The following is a 14,083-nucleotide window of genomic DNA, read 5'->3' on the forward strand; positions in this document are numbered from 1 at the left end:
ACCGGTAGATCTATTACCTCAGAATCTTGCGCCGCGCAGGATTTCCACCATGGAATCGTGTTCATGGACGAACCGGCCCGGCACTGTTTCACCGGAAAGCGTCAGGATCACTTGCGCCAGACGGACTGCGGCAATCGAGCGGAACCGGCGCAGTCTTGCATGAAACACCAGTATGTCCGCCAAGGGTGCAACCACCTGCCCCGCCCATTCGAGCGGCCGGTCTTCCTCGCGTTTTCCACGAAGCAGACCGGGCCGAAGAATGTCGAGACGGGCAAAACCGAGTTCGCCGAGCGCGTTTTCCACTTCGCCCTTGGTACGCAAGTAGAGATTGCCGCTCTCGGGATCGGCACCCACCGAGGAAACCAGGATCATGCGGTCGATCCCGGCCAGACGCGCCGCCTTGGCGGTCTCCAGCACGAGATCATGATCGACCACGCGAAAGGCATCGTCGCTGCCCGCCGCCTTGCGGGTCGTGCCGAGGGCACAGACGAACACGTCGGCATGGGCGGCCTCGATCAGGACCGGCCATTGCGCCGTATCGCCGAGGAGGATTTCCAGCCGCGCACCTTTCGGCAAGGACACTTCACGCCGCGCCACGCCGATGATGCGCAGGTCCGTGCGGCCAATGCTTTCCTCGATCACCGCCGAACCGACGAGACCGCTGGCACCGACGAGGCAGATCCGTCGCCCCGCCGCAATCGTATCAGACATTGCGCAGCCCTTCAGGGGTGCTGCCGTAGATCTGGGCATGGCAGGAGATGGCGTAGCGATCGGTCATGCCCGCGATGTAGTCGGCGATATGGCGGCTGCGCGCCGGTTCATGGCGCGGCAGTCCGTCGATCCAGCTCTCCTCCATCAACACCGGCTCCTGCGAGTAGGCCGAGTAGAGTTCCGCCAGAAGCGCACGAGCGCGGCGGGCAGTCTCAAGCTGTTCCGGGTGGTAATAGAGCTTTTCGTACATGAAGCGCTTGAACTGGCGCTCGCCTTCCTCGACTTCGGGCGAGAAGGCCACGAGTTGGCGGCCAGCGCTGCGCACCTGATCGACGCTCTCGATGCCGATCAGACGCTTCTTCGTTTCGTCCAGCAAGTCATTGACCATGAAGCCGATCTGGCTGCGGATCAGCTCCGCGAGCTGGCGGTCACGAGGCACGCCGGGATAGCGGCGCTCGACTTCGGCCCAGCGCGGCACGATGAACGGATGCGCGAGCAGTTCGTCGAGATCGAGGAAGCCCGCGCGCAGGCCGTCGTCGATGTCATGGTTGTCGTAGGCGATGTCGTCGGACAGCGCCGCCACTTGCGCTTCGAGCGAGGCGTAAGTGCCCAATTCCAGGCCATAGGCCGCGTCGAGTTCGGCCAGCGCCCAGTTCGGCTCACTGACCGGGCCGTTGTGCTTGGCGAGACCTTCCAGCGTCTCCCAGGTCAGGTTCAGCCCGTCGTGCTCGCAATAGGGACTCTCGATCCGCATCAGCGTGCGCAGGCAATTGGCGTTGTGATCGAACCCACCCGCCTTGTGCAGCGCGGCATCCAACGCGTCCTCACCGGCATGGCCGAACGGCGGATGGCCGATATCGTGCGCAAGAGCGAGCGCTTCGGTCAGGTCCTCGTCCAGACGGAGGATGCGGGCGATCACGCGGGCGACTTGCGCTACTTCCAGGCTGTGCGTCAGGCGCACGCGGTAGTGGTCGCCATCCGGCGCGATGAAGACCTGGGTCTTGTAGCGCAGGCGGCGGAAGGCGATCGAATGGACGATCCGGTCGCGGTCGCGCTGGTAGGGGCTGCGCTGGCCGCGCGGCAGGCTCGCGTCCACGGAGAACTCGCGGCCGCGCGAACGGGCCGGATCGGAAGCGTAAGGTGCAAGGGTAGGTTCAGGGGTCAAGCTGGTGTCTTTCCCGAAAGCTGGCTTGCTCTCGGCGCCCTACTAGCGAGCAAGTCCCGTCCTGCACAAGGCCGCCGACGAGGTGGTCACGAGAATGACCTCGCTGTCGTCGACCTGCTTCACGGCCCTAACCCAGGCGCCGAGTGTCGGCTTGTCGCCTTCGAGATTCCGCAGCTTCATCAGTTGCGGCAGGCTGAGCCGCTTGACCATGCGCTTCGACATGCAAGTGGCGACCCGGTCCGATAGGCCCGCCTCCACCAGCGCCGTGCGCAGCCGCCACCCGGCATAGAGATGGGCGCCCAGAACGAGCACGACGACAAGACCGACGAGCAGCAGGATTCGCTTGAAGATGCGCAACATGCGGCGGCCCTATAAGGCCGCCGCATCAGTCTGCCAGCGCTTTCACGATATCCTCGACCATCTTCTTCGCATCGGCGAGGAGCATCATGGTCTGGTCCATGTAGAACACGTCGTTGTCGACCCCCGCATAGCCCTGCCCGCCCATCGAACGCTTGATGAAGAAGATGGTCTTGGCCTTCTCCACGTCGAAGACCGGCATTCCGTAGATCGGAGAACTCTTGTCGGTCTTGGCGGCGGGGTTCACCACGTCGTTGGCGCCGATGATGAAGGCGACGTCGCACTGGGCGAACTCGCCGTTGATGTCTTCCAGTTCGAAGACTTCGTCATACGGCACGTTCGCTTCGGCCAGCAGCACGTTCATGTGCCCCGGCATACGGCCCGCGACCGGGTGGATCGCGTATTTCACGCCGACGCCGTGCGCCTTGAGCTGGTCGCCCATCTCGCGCAGGACGTGCTGGGCCTGGGCCACAGCCATGCCGTAGCCGGGGATGATGATGACGTTCTCCGCCTCTTTCATCAGGAACGCGGCGTCCTCGGCCGAACCGCGTTTCCACGGTCGGTCCGTCGCGGCGGCCGCGCCGCCCGCTCCGGCCTCGGCACCGAAACCACCGGCGATCACGGAAAGGAAGCTGCGGTTCATCGCCCGGCACATGATGTAGCTGAGGATCGCGCCCGAGGAACCGACCAGCGCCCCGGTGATGATCATCGCCGTGTTGTGCAGCGTGAAGCCCATGGCGGCCGCCGCCCAGCCCGAATAGGAATTGAGCATCGAGACGACGACCGGCATGTCCGCCCCGCCGATCGGGATGATCAGCAGGAAACCGATCGCGAAGCTGAGCAGCACGATCGCCCAGAACAGCGTCGGCGTGTTCCAGTGGAACAGGCCGACGAGCACCACGATCGCCAGCAGCGTGCCGAGATTGATGACATGACGGGCGGGAAGCAGGATCGGCGCGCCGCTCATGTTGCCATTGAGCTTGGCAAAGGCAATCACCGAACCGGAGAACGTCACGGCGCCGATGGCGACGCCCAGCCCCATCTCGATCCGGCTGCCCTTGAGGATATCCAGTCCGCTCGCATCGAGAATGCCGAACGCCGACGGGTTGTAGTAGGCAGCAATCCCGACCAGCACTGCCGCGAGACCGACCAGTGAGTGGAACGCGGCGACGAGCTGCGGCATCGCCGTCATCTGGATGCGCCGGGCGATCACGAAGCCGAAGCCGCCGCCGATCGCGATGGCGACGAGGATCTCGGGCAGGCTGGCGATCTCGTGAGTCACGAGCGTCGTCGCGACCGCTATGGCCATCCCGACCATGCCGTAGCGATTGCCTCTTCGGCTCGTGGCCGGTGATGACAGTCCGCGCAAGGCGAGGATGAAGCAGACCCCAGCCACCAGATAGGCTCCGGCGACCCATGGGTTCACGGCATGAACCTCCATCAGCGCGTGCCTCCGTTATCGGTGGTTTTGGGCGCCGGCTTGTCCTTTTTCTTGTACATCGCCAGCATCCGCTCGGTGACGGCGAAGCCGCCGAAGATATTGACACTGGCGAGCACCACCGCGCCCAGCCCCAGCCACTTGGCCAGCGGCGAGCCCTGCGCCGCACTGGCGACCAGTGCACCGACGACGATGACCGAGGAAATCGCATTGGTGACCGCCATGAGCGGCGTGTGCAGCGCCGGCGTCACCGACCAGACGACGTAATAGCCCACGAAACAGGCCAGTACGAAGATCGACAGGATCGAGATGAAGTCCATGAGCCCCCTTCCCTTCTAAGCGCTCTTCAGGCGAGCAGCCGCTCGTGAACCACTTTCCCGCCCTGGGTCAGGCGGATGGCGTTGCCGATTTCCTCGTCGAGGACCGGTTTGCCCTGTTCCTTGTCCCAGAATGCCGAGAGGAAATTGAACAGGTTGCGCGCGAACAGGGCTGAGGCATCGGCGGGCAAGTGCGCGGGCGTGTTGGAATAGCCGACGATCCTGACACCGTGACGCTCCACCACCTCGTCGGCCACGCAGCCCTCGACATTGCCGCCCTGCGGTGCGGCGAGATCGAAGATCACGCTGCCCGGTTTCATCGTCGCGATCTGCGCGTCGGAGATCAGGCGCGGTGCGGCGCGGCCGGGGATCAGGGCGGTCGTGACGACGATATCCTGCTTAGCGAGATGGCTGGAGACCAGTTCCGCCTGCGCGCGCCGGTATTCCTCGCTCATTTCGGTGGCATAGCCGCCCGATCCTTCGCCTTCGATTCCGGCGACGTTCTCGACGAAGATCGGCTTGGCTCCGAGCGAGAGGATCTGCTCCTTCGTCGCCGAGCGCACGTCCGTGGCCGACACTTGCGCGCCGAGGCGGCGGGCGGTCGCGATCGCCTGCAATCCGGCGACCCCCACGCCCATGATGAAAGCCTTGGCCGCACTGACCGTACCGGCGGCGGTCATCATCATCGGAAAGGCGCGGCCATAGATGTTGGCGGCGACGAGCACCGCCTTGTAACCGGCCAGATTCGACTGCGAGGACAGGATATCCATCGATTGCGCGCGGGTGATGCGCGGCATGAATTCCATCGCCAGCGCTTCCAACCCCGACGCCGCGTAAGCCTCCACGCGGCCGTGCTGGCCGAAAGGATCGAGACCGGCGACGATCCAGGCGCCCGGCCGAACCGGCCCAAGCAGCGAAGGGTCGGGTCCCTGGATACCGAAGACGATATCGGCCCCGGCGAGCACCTGCTCCGCCGTACCGATTTCAGCCCCCGCCGCCAGATAATCCGCATCGGCGATACTGGCGCTCGATCCGGCCCCGCTTTCGACTGCGAGCTGCGCGCCGAGGCCGATCAGTTTGCGGACGGTTTCGGGCGTTGCCGAAACCCGCGTCTCACCGGATGCCCGCTCGCGAAGAACGGCGATCCGCGTGCCTGCCGCCACGGCCTAGCGGGCGATCAGGCTGACGACAAAGGCGACGATGACGATGATGACCCCGGTGCTCCAGGCCGTGACCTTGACGAAGCCGTTGTAGGTCTCGGTAGCGGTCTTGATATCGTTGCCTGAAGCCATGAAACGGTATCCCCTAATGATTATCGCTATTGTGGAGGATACTTAACCGCAGGAATGCTCACGCATCAAGAGCCAAGCACCTGTGACATGATCCAGGTCGGATGCAAAAACCCAAAGGGCACTCCGGAATTTGCCTACCGCGAATTTCCGAATAGACTTCCGATATTTGCAATGAACCGATCGGAGCCTTAATCCGCTCTTTACCGGTTTCTTCTACATGCGCTAGGCAACACCAAGGAGGCGACACGGGCGGGCGAATTATGGCGGACCAGGAACAGCGCCTCCTCATGCTCATCGATGACGAGCCGGCCCAGAGCCGCCTGGTCTCCGCGCTGGCGGCGCGGGAAGGCTGGCGCACGGTCATCGCGCGCGATTCCGAGACCGCGATCGCCACGCTCGGCACGCGGCAGGGCATGCAGCTTTCCGCGATCATCCTCGACCAATGGGTTCCCGGAGACGACGCCTGCGCGCTGATCGCCGAGCTGAAATCCCGCCGCCCGGCCCTGCCGATCCTCATGCTCACCGCCAGCACTTCGCCGCTCCTCGCGGTGGAGGCCATGCGTGCAGGCGCGACCGACTATCTGGTGAAACCGGTCGCTCCGGACCGGCTGATGCACGCCCTGCGCTCCGCCACCACACGCGAAGCCCCGCGCGACGAACTGGCGCCGCTCACCGAGAAGATGCCTTCCAACCCCGATTTCGAATCGATGATCGGGGCCGCACCGAACTTCCGCAAGGCGCTGGCCGTCGCCGCCAAGGCCGCGCGCGGGCATGGTCCCGTGCTGATCGAAGGCGACACCGGCTCAGGCAAGGAGATGCTGATCCGGGCGATGCACGCGGCCAGCCCGCGCGCGAAATCGCCGCTGCGGATCGTCAATGTCGGTGGACTACCGGCCAATTCCATCGAATCCACGCTGTTCGGCCACGAAAAAGGCGCCTTCCCCGGTGCTTTCGACCGGCAGATCGGCGCGCTCCAACATTGCGACGGCGCCACGCTCGCGCTCGACGAGATCGACCGCCTGCCGCTTTCCGTGCAAGAACGCCTGCTGGAATCGATCCGCAAGAGCGACGTGCGCCCGATCGGTGCGCGCCATTCGTTCCGCATCGATGCCCGCCTGATAGCTGCCAGCAACCTGCCTTTGCAGGACCTCGTCAGCGAAGGCCATTTCCTGCCCGAACTGCTGGAAGCCCTGTCGCCGACCAAAGTCAGCCTGCCGCCGCTGCGCGAACGCATCGGCGATATTCCCGCCCTCGCCCGCTTTTTCCTCGCCCGCATCGGCGAGCAGCCGGGCCTGCGCGAGTTGGGCATCACCGATGGCGCGCTCTCCCTGCTTGCCGCTTATGACTGGCCGGGCAATGTCCGTCAGCTCCAGGCGGTACTATTCCGCGCAGCGGTGTTCTGCGACGGCGACGCCCTGACTTCGGAAGATTTCCCGCAGCTCCTCAACATCCTTGGCTCGGGCCTCGTGCCGGCTACCGGGAACCCGATGCAGGAAAGCGCGGGCGTCATGCTTTACACGCCGGACGGCAACTTGCGCCCACTCGACGAGATCGAAGCCGACGTGATCCGGCTCGCCATCGGACTCTATCGCGGCCGCATGACCGAAGTGGCGCGGCGGCTCGGGATCGGCCGCTCGACACTCTATCGCAAACTCAGCGAACTCGGCATCGACAACGCGGCCTAAGCGCCGCGCGGGCACGAAAAATGCCGACAAGCCTGACCTGTCGGCATTCCTCCGCTGACCGGCGTTACAGGTTCTCGAAGTAGACCTGCGGCACGCGGTAGCCACGCTTGCTCATATAGCTGACATACTTGCCGCGTTCCTTGTGCAACTCGCCGGCATATTCCTCCCAGGCATCGCGGCGATCCTCGATGTCCGAGGCATGACGCAGGTCGCTCGACAGTTCCTTCTGGCTTTCGTTCACGTTGGCCCGATAATTGTACCACTTGCTGTTCTGGACGCCGCCGATCGGGTTCTGGATGACCAGCGCTTCCTCGTTACGGGCGACCTTCTCCTCGTACATGATCGGCTGCACGGCCATGGCTACGGCCGGAAGCGCCAGGGCCGGAACGGCTACGAGCGCAACGAGGGCGGTGCGGGGCTTGTTGGTCTGCTTCACGGGACATCTCCCTTTCGCTTGAACAACGCGGGCCCGATTGCCTGCGTTCGTTAGCGAAACGAGCGCGTTCGCGATTTTCCTCCCGCCACCGGGACGAACCGCGCCGGTTACGCGACGTTCCGGCCGGTGCGTTCACAGGGCGACACACCAGGGGGAAGTCGTTCATATCCCCGCAATCCCCAGTTCATCGCCGAGCCACTTTTGTCGCGAAATCGTCCTCCGGCAGAGTGCCGATCCGCGCGCAGCGCCTTGCAAAGAAAGCATCGAAGTCTCCCGGACCTCCCTGCTAGCCTGAGAGTTGAGGCCTCATCAGGAGATGAAGATCATGGATTTCAAGGACAAGGCAGGCATCGTCACGGGCGCGGCCTCGGGAATCGGCGCGGCGGTAGCACGCGAACTCGTGAACCTCGGCGGGCGCGTCGTGATAGCCGATTTCGACGAGGAAGCCGCCCGTGCCCTGTCGCAGGAACTTGGCGCCGAGCGCACGGCGGTGTTCCGTCTCGATGTCGCCGATCCGGCCGCGAACGAGGCGCTGGTTGCCTTCACGCTCGGCATGTTCGACCGGCTGGACTTCGCCGTGAACAACGCCGGGATCGGCGCGCCTTCGATGAAGCTGGCGGACATCCCGCTCGATTCCTGGTCGCGCGTGCTCGATGTCGATCTCAACAGCGTGTTCTATGCGATGAAATACCAGATCCCCGCCATGGTCGAGCGCCGCGGCGGCGCTATCGTCAACATGGCCTCGATCCTCGGCGCCGTGGGATGGTCCGGTTCCGCCGCTTACGTCACGGCAAAGCATGCCCTGGTCGGCATGACCAAGGTGGCCGCGCTCGACTATGCGGATGCAGGTGTGCGCGTGAATGCCGTCGGCCCCGGCTTCGTTTCCACGCCCGCGCTGGAAAAGACCATGACGGCCGAGGAGCGGGCCGGACTTGCCGCCAAGCACGCGCTGAACCGGCTGGCCAGCCCCGAGGAAATCGCCTCGGTCACGGCCTTCCTGCTCTCCGAGCGCGCGTCCTTCGTGACCGGCTCGTACTATCCGGTCGACGGCGGCTACCTTGCGGTCTGACCGAACTTTCAGGGAAGCTGCGCGAAGTCGGTGAGCGCCGCATCGCGCAGCCCCCGCCAGACGCGGGCGGCCTGAACCGTTTCCACCACGTCGTGGACACGGATGATGTGCGAACCCGCGTCCATCGCCTTGAGCGCCAGCGTGACCGAACCGCCGAGCCGCTGGTGGGCCGGTGCCTCGTTCGACAGGGCACCGATCATGCGCTTGCGGCTCGCACCCACGAAAAGCGGCTGGCCAAGCGCATGGAACAGCGCCAGCCCGTTCATTAGCTGGAGGTTCTCGGTCAGCGTCTTGCCGAAGCCGACGCCGGGATCGAGCAGGATGTTCTCCGGGGCGATCCCCGCCGCCACGGCGGTGTCACGACATGCGCGCAGCCAGTCGAACACGTCGAGCACGACATCGTCGTAGTCGCCGTTCGAGTGGAGATCATCGCCGTCGCCCGGCGCATGCATCAGCACCACCGGCGCGCCCGAGGCCGCCGCGAATTCCAGACTGCGCGGATCGTGGCGCAAGGCGGAAACGTCGTTGATGATATGCGCGCCCGCCTTCAGCGTGGCCTCCATCACCGCCGGACGGCGCGTGTCGACGCTGATGGCCGCGCCCATCGCCGCCAGTCGCTCGACCATCGGCACCACGCGGGTCAGTTCGTCGCCTTCCCATACCGCCGCTGCGCCGGGCCGGGTGGACTCGCCGCCGATGTCGATCATCGCCGCACCCGCCTCCAGCATCGCGGCGGCATGGTCCGAGGCGATCTGCGCGTCGTCGAGGAACTTGCCGCCGTCGGAGAAACTGTCGGGCGTGATGTTGAGGATGCCGGCGATCTGCGGCTGCTCCAGCCGAATCGTGCGCGCGCCGCAGACGAGCGGCGCATGGACCTTGCGCAAGTTGGACCACTGGAGTTCCGCCTCGGCGCCAAGATCGGCAGGAAGCGTCGCCAGGGCCTCCGCGGCCTCTCCGGCCCCGAACCGGCGGCGGGAGAGAACCTTGCCGTTCTCCCGCACGATCAGCGCGAACCGACTGGCCCAGACCATCGAACCGCCCAGGCGGATTGCTTCGCCCTCCTCGCTCTGGGGGCTGTCGGCAAAGGCGGTCGGGCGGATGTAAACGGTGCGGGTCATGACAGGCCCCATAGCGCGGGCGCTGACCATGAAGAACAGGTTTTGCGAGGCGCGCGATTACCTCTGGCTAATCGCGTGCCTCGCAAACCGGCACACCTTTCAAACTCAGGCCTGCGTTCAATCCCCGGATATCCGCGAAGAGGCAAAACCAACGAAGAAACCCCAGAGCGACAAAAGCCGCTCCGGGGTTTCTTCGTTACGCTCACAAGGGCGCGAGAAGGCTAAGCGCCAACCTCACGGCTCCGTGGCGAGGATGTAGAGCTGGCGGATGGCGTCGATCGGCTTGACCTTGCCTTCGTGCTCCAGGTGCCAGAAGGTCCAGCCGTTGCACGAGGGCGCTTCCTGCAATTCCTTGCCGAGGCCGTGGATCGAACCGTTGGCATTGCCGCAAGCCAGCGAACCGTCGGCGCGGACGATGGCCTCGAAGCGGCCCTTCTTGTCGGTCAGTTTCGTGCCGGGCTTGATCCAGCCGGTCTCGATCAGGGTGCCGAAGGCGACCTTGGGGGCGCTGCGCTTCGACTGCATGGTCTTCAGCGCGCGCTCGTCGAGCGGCAGCGCCATCTCGATGCGTTCCAGCGCGGCTTCGCGGTAGTCACCCTCACGCTCGCAGCCGATCCACTCGCGGCCGAGGCGCTTGGCGACGGCGCCGGTGGTGCCGGTGCCGAAGAACGGGTCGAGCACGACGTCGCCCGCATTGGTGGTGGCCAGCATAACGCGATAGAGCAGCGCTTCCGGCTTCTGCGTCGGGTGGACCTTGCGACCGCCCTTCTTCAGGCGCTCGGAACCGTTGCAGATCGGCAGGACCCAGTCCGAACGCATCTGAAGCTCGTCGTTGAGCGTCTTCATCGCGCGATAGTTGAAGGTGTACTTCGACTTCTCGCCCATCGAGGCCCAGATCAGCGTCTCATGCGCATTGGTGAAGCGGGTGCCCTTGAAGTTCGGCATCGGGTTGGCCTTGCGCCAGATGATGTCGTTGAGGATCCAGAACCCCATGTCCTGCATGATCGCGCCGAGGCGGAAGACATTGTGGTACGAACCGATCACCCACAGCGAACCCTCGGGCTTGAGCACGCGGCGCGCTTCGGTCAGCCAGTCGCGGGTGAACTGGTCGTAGGCGGCGAAGCTGGAGAACTTGTCCCAGTCGTTGGTGACGGCATCGACGTGGCTGCCGTCCGGACGGGCAAGATCGCCGCCGAGCTGGAGGTTGTAGGGCGGATCGGCGAAGACCATGTCGACGCTGGCATCGGGGATCGAACGCATCGCTTCGATGCAGTCGCCCGGAATGATCTGGCCAAGCGGCAGAAGTTCCTTCGGCGTAGGCGCCGGCGCGGCTGCGCGGATCTTCTGCTTGACGAGTATCTGGCCCATGTTTGCTCCGGGAAATTGAACTGTGGATTGACGCCCTAGTGAGTCTTTCCGGACTCAGCGTCAACCCGCGACTCGTGGGATTCCCTAGTGATTCACTTGTTCAGCAAACGGAACAAAACGAATCCGGCACAAGATGTCGAGTCAGGATCGACTCGTAGGACTCAAGATATGGGGGTTGTGACTCCTCGGACTCACCGAGAAAAATTTCCCGAAGGGCGGCATTTCAGGCTCTTGCCGGCATACTCGGGACGACCTGCTTTTCGGTGACTGAATCTTCTTCGTGAAACGCTGTGCCGGAAAGATTCAAAGCGCCCTTCCCGAACCCTTCAGAGACCGGCCAGGCCGCAATCGATGCCCGTCATCTGCACGCTGACTTCCCAAAGCCGGCGCGCCGCCTCCGCATCGCGGGCGGTGGCTTTGCGCTTCGCGATGCCGGAAGGGCCGGACATTCCGAGGAACCGCTGCGGGCCATAATACTCGCCCGGTGCCGCACCGGGATCGGCCGCAGCCTGGAGCGTGGGCCAGGCACCGTCCTCGGCGCTGTTGAGCACCACCCCCGCCAACGGGAACAGCAGCCGGAACCCCAGCGAATTGCGCCCCAGTTCGGTCGCTGCGATACCGGGATGACAGGCCATCGCGCTGACCGGCGAACCGGCAGCACGCAGGCGGCGGTCCAGTTCCAGCAAGTGAAGCAGGTTCGCCAGCTTGCTGTCGCCATAACGCTGACGCGCCCGGTAGCTGCGGCGCGCATCGAGATCGTCCCAGGCGATCCGCCCCCGCACATGCGCAAGGCTGGCGGTGATCACCACCCGTGCGCCGGGCGTCTCGGAAAGCTTTGGCAGCAACAGCCCGGTGATCGCAAAGGGCGCGAGATGGTTCACCCCGAACTGCAACTCGTGCCCCTGCACGGTGCGTTCGAGCGGCGGCACCATGACCCCGGCATTGTTGACCAGTACGTCGAGCCGTGGCTCGTCCCGCGCGACCTGCTCGGCACATTCGCGCACGCTGAACAGGTCGGCCTGGTCAAGCGGCACGAAGGCAAGATTGGCGCCGGGCACCTCCATGCGGATGTGCTCCATGGCAAGCCGCGCCTTCTCCTCGCTACGGCAGGCCATGAGCACGCGCGCGCCGCGTGCCGCCAGCACGCGGGTCGCCTCGTAGCCGATCCCGGTATTGGCGCCGGTGACGAGGAAGCACTTGCCCGCCTGCCCGGCGACCGAGGCGGCGGTGAAGCCCTTCAAAGCGCCATCTCCAGCTGCGCGACCGGAGAGAAACTGCGGCGATGGTGCGGCGTGGGACCGTGCAGGCGCAGCGCCGCCAGATGCTGCGCGGTGCCGTAACCGGCATTGCGCTCCCACCCGTAATGCGGATGCGCTTCGGCCAGTTCGCGCATCAGGCGATCGCGGTGCTCCTTGGCGATGATCGAGGCCGCCGAAATGCAGGGCTCCAACGCGTCGCCGCCGACGATGGCACGGGCCTGCCAGCGCCACTCGGCCGTGCGGTTCATCGGCGTCATGTTGCCGTCGATCAGCACCTCGTGCGGGTCCTGACCGAGCTGATCGCAAAGCGCGGCGACGGCGCGGGTCATCGCCAGCATCGTCGCTCCGAAGATGTTGATGCGGTCGATCTCCTCCACGTCCACGACGCCCACGGCCCAGCGGCAGCGGCGCTTGATCGTGGCTTCCAGTTCGGCCCGGCGCTTGCCCGAGAGCTTCTTGGAATCGTCCAGCCCGGAAGGCCGGGGCTTGCACAGCACCACCGCACCCGCCACAACCGGCCCTGCCAGAGGCCCTCTCCCCGCTTCGTCGACACCGATGACGAGGCGGTTCGTTAGAGGGAGGCCAAATTCATTCAGGGGTGCGACCGACATGACCAAGCCGATTATCTCCAGATCGTTCCTTGCGGCGGTATCGCCCGTCGCCCTCGTGCTGGCAAGCTGCGGCGCCGCAGCCACCGGGGACAAGGCTTCCGCCGCATCCTCCGACGAAGCGCCGTTCAAGGTGGAACAGGTCGCGAGTTTCGACGAACCCTGGGCCATGGCGATCGACAAGGCGACCGGCGCGATGATCGTCACCGAAAAGAAGGGCACGATCAAGTTGCGCCTCGCGGACGGCACCCCCGGCACCGTCTCGGGCGCGCCCAAGGTCGATTACGGCGGCCAAGGCGGCCTCGGCGACGTGATCTTTGCGCCGGACCAGAAGGGCGCCACGCTCGACGGCCGGGTCATCTACCTCAGCTGGGCCGAGGCCGGTCAGGGCGACACGCGCGGCGCGGCAGTCGGCAAGGGCACCCTCTCCTGCCCGCAGCCGACGGCCTGCGCGATCCAGGGCCTTTCGGTGATCTGGCGCCAGGTGCCCAAGGTAACGGGACAGGGCCATTACTCGCACCGCCTCGCCTTCTCGCCGGACGGCAAATATCTCTTCGTCAGTTCGGGCGAGCGGCAGAAGTTTACCCCGGCGCAGGACCTTGGCACCAATCTCGGCAAGATCGTCCGCCTCCTGCCGGACGGCACGCCCGCGCCCGGTAATCCCTGGGCCGACAAGCCCGCGCCGACCAACCAGATCTGGTCCTACGGCCATCGCAACGTGCTCGGCCTCGCCTTCGACGACAAGGGGCGGCTCTGGGACCTCGAACACGGCCCGGCAGGCGGTGACGAGCTGAATCTCGTGAAGCCGGGGCAGAACTACGGCTGGCCGCTGGTCTCCGACGGCGACCATTACGACGGCAAGCCGATCCCACGCCATTCCACGCGCCCGGATCTTGCCGCACCGGCGATCAGCTGGAACCCGGTGATCGCGCCGGGTGACTTCATCTTCTATTCCGGCCCGCTGTTCCCGCAGTGGCAAGGGCAGGTGCTGATCGCCTCGTTCACCGTGCCCGGCGTGGTCCGCGTCCGGATCGACGGCGAGAAGGCCGTGGAAGAAGCCCGCTACCCGCTCGAAAACCGCATCCGCGAGATCGAGCAAGGCGCCGACGGCACGATCTGGCTGCTGGAAGACGGCCCGGCGGACGCCTCGGGACACCTGCTCAAGCTGACGCCGAAAACGTAACCGTCGAGGCACACCGCCTCGTCTAGAACACTCGTCATGCTGAACTTGTTTCAGCATCCATCGTGCCGCTCGGGCTT

Annotated in this window: 15 protein-coding genes; 3 read left to right on the forward strand and 12 right to left on the reverse strand. The window is 65.2% G+C overall.

Annotated features, from left to right (window positions below):
* Positions 1-18: 18 nt before the first annotated feature.
* The 7 genes from V7066_RS07120 to V7066_RS07150 are packed head-to-tail and all read right to left on the reverse strand — an operon-like array spanning position 19 to position 5,280.
* Positions 19-711: an NAD(P)H-binding protein gene (locus tag V7066_RS07120; RefSeq protein WP_334182369.1), complete on the reverse strand. Its 693-nt coding sequence runs from the start codon at positions 709-711 to the stop codon at positions 19-21.
* Positions 704-1,876 carry a deoxyguanosinetriphosphate triphosphohydrolase gene (locus V7066_RS07125; protein WP_334182370.1) on the reverse strand — a complete coding sequence of 391 codons (1,173 nt, stop codon included), beginning with the start codon at positions 1,874-1,876 and terminating at the stop codon, positions 704-706. Before V7066_RS07125 ends, V7066_RS07120 begins: the two co-directional genes overlap by 8 nt.
* A 42-nt stretch (positions 1,877-1,918) precedes the next feature.
* The gene (locus tag V7066_RS07130) at positions 1,919-2,236 is read right to left on the reverse strand and encodes a hypothetical protein (RefSeq protein ID WP_334182371.1); all 318 of its coding nucleotides are present in this window, start codon (positions 2,234-2,236) and stop codon (positions 1,919-1,921) included.
* 25 nt (positions 2,237-2,261) lie between these two features.
* Entirely contained in the window at positions 2,262-3,674 is a 1,413-nt protein-coding gene (locus tag V7066_RS07135; RefSeq protein ID WP_334182372.1) for an NAD(P)(+) transhydrogenase (Re/Si-specific) subunit beta, read from the reverse strand.
* Positions 3,674-3,991 carry an NAD(P) transhydrogenase subunit alpha gene (locus tag V7066_RS07140; protein ID WP_334182373.1) on the reverse strand — a complete coding sequence of 106 codons (318 nt, stop codon included), beginning with the start codon at positions 3,989-3,991 and terminating at the stop codon, positions 3,674-3,676. Before V7066_RS07140 ends, V7066_RS07135 begins: the two co-directional genes overlap by 1 nt.
* A 26-nt stretch (positions 3,992-4,017) precedes the next feature.
* The gene (locus tag V7066_RS07145; protein ID WP_334182374.1) at positions 4,018-5,151 is read right to left on the reverse strand and encodes an NAD(P) transhydrogenase subunit alpha; all 1,134 of its coding nucleotides are present in this window, start codon (positions 5,149-5,151) and stop codon (positions 4,018-4,020) included.
* A 3-nt stretch (positions 5,152-5,154) separates the two neighbouring features.
* Positions 5,155-5,280 (reverse strand): aa3-type cytochrome c oxidase subunit IV, encoded by a 126-nt coding sequence (locus V7066_RS07150; protein ID WP_334182375.1) that lies wholly within the window; start codon positions 5,278-5,280, stop codon positions 5,155-5,157.
* A 260-nt stretch (positions 5,281-5,540) separates the two neighbouring features.
* On the opposite strand from V7066_RS07150, the gene V7066_RS07155 reads away from it, so the two are divergent.
* On the forward strand, positions 5,541-6,965 hold the full coding sequence (locus tag V7066_RS07155; protein WP_334182376.1) for a sigma-54-dependent transcriptional regulator: 1,425 nt from the start codon (positions 5,541-5,543) through the stop codon (positions 6,963-6,965).
* Positions 6,966-7,029: 64 nt separating this feature from the next.
* On the opposite strand, the gene V7066_RS07160 is transcribed toward V7066_RS07155, so the two are convergent.
* Entirely contained in the window at positions 7,030-7,401 is a 372-nt protein-coding gene (locus V7066_RS07160) for a hypothetical protein (RefSeq protein WP_334182377.1), read from the reverse strand.
* A gap of 325 nt (positions 7,402-7,726) precedes the next feature.
* Between V7066_RS07160 and V7066_RS07165 the strand changes: the two genes are divergently transcribed.
* Positions 7,727-8,470, forward strand: a complete 744-nt coding sequence (locus V7066_RS07165; protein ID WP_334182378.1) for an SDR family NAD(P)-dependent oxidoreductase — start codon at positions 7,727-7,729, stop codon at positions 8,468-8,470.
* Between the two features lie 8 nt (positions 8,471-8,478).
* Here the strand turns inward: V7066_RS07165 and folP are convergent, their stop codons facing one another.
* From folP to V7066_RS07185, 4 genes are all read right to left on the reverse strand, one after another.
* A complete protein-coding gene (gene folP / locus V7066_RS07170) occupies positions 8,479-9,588 on the reverse strand; it encodes a dihydropteroate synthase (protein WP_334182379.1) in 1,110 nt (369 codons plus the stop codon).
* A gap of 234 nt (positions 9,589-9,822) precedes the next feature.
* Complete coding sequence (locus V7066_RS07175; protein ID WP_334182380.1) at positions 9,823-10,956, reverse strand: site-specific DNA-methyltransferase; 1,134 nt, start codon at positions 10,954-10,956, stop codon at positions 9,823-9,825.
* A gap of 326 nt (positions 10,957-11,282) precedes the next feature.
* On the reverse strand, positions 11,283-12,197 hold the full coding sequence (locus tag V7066_RS07180; protein ID WP_334182381.1) for an oxidoreductase: 915 nt from the start codon (positions 12,195-12,197) through the stop codon (positions 11,283-11,285).
* The gene (locus V7066_RS07185) at positions 12,194-12,826 is read right to left on the reverse strand and encodes a ribonuclease HII (RefSeq protein ID WP_334182382.1); all 633 of its coding nucleotides are present in this window, start codon (positions 12,824-12,826) and stop codon (positions 12,194-12,196) included. Before V7066_RS07185 ends, V7066_RS07180 begins: the two co-directional genes overlap by 4 nt.
* On the opposite strand from V7066_RS07185, the gene V7066_RS07190 reads away from it, so the two are divergent.
* Positions 12,825-14,006, forward strand: coding sequence for a PQQ-dependent sugar dehydrogenase (locus V7066_RS07190; RefSeq protein ID WP_334182383.1), 1,182 nt, complete (start codon positions 12,825-12,827; stop codon positions 14,004-14,006). The genes V7066_RS07185 and V7066_RS07190 overlap by 2 nt on opposite strands.
* The last annotated feature ends 77 nt before the right edge of the window (positions 14,007-14,083 follow it).

The sequence above is a fragment of the Novosphingobium sp. genome (assembly GCF_036820275.1).
In the GTDB taxonomy this organism is placed as follows: Bacteria; Pseudomonadota; Alphaproteobacteria; order Sphingomonadales; family Sphingomonadaceae; genus Novosphingobium.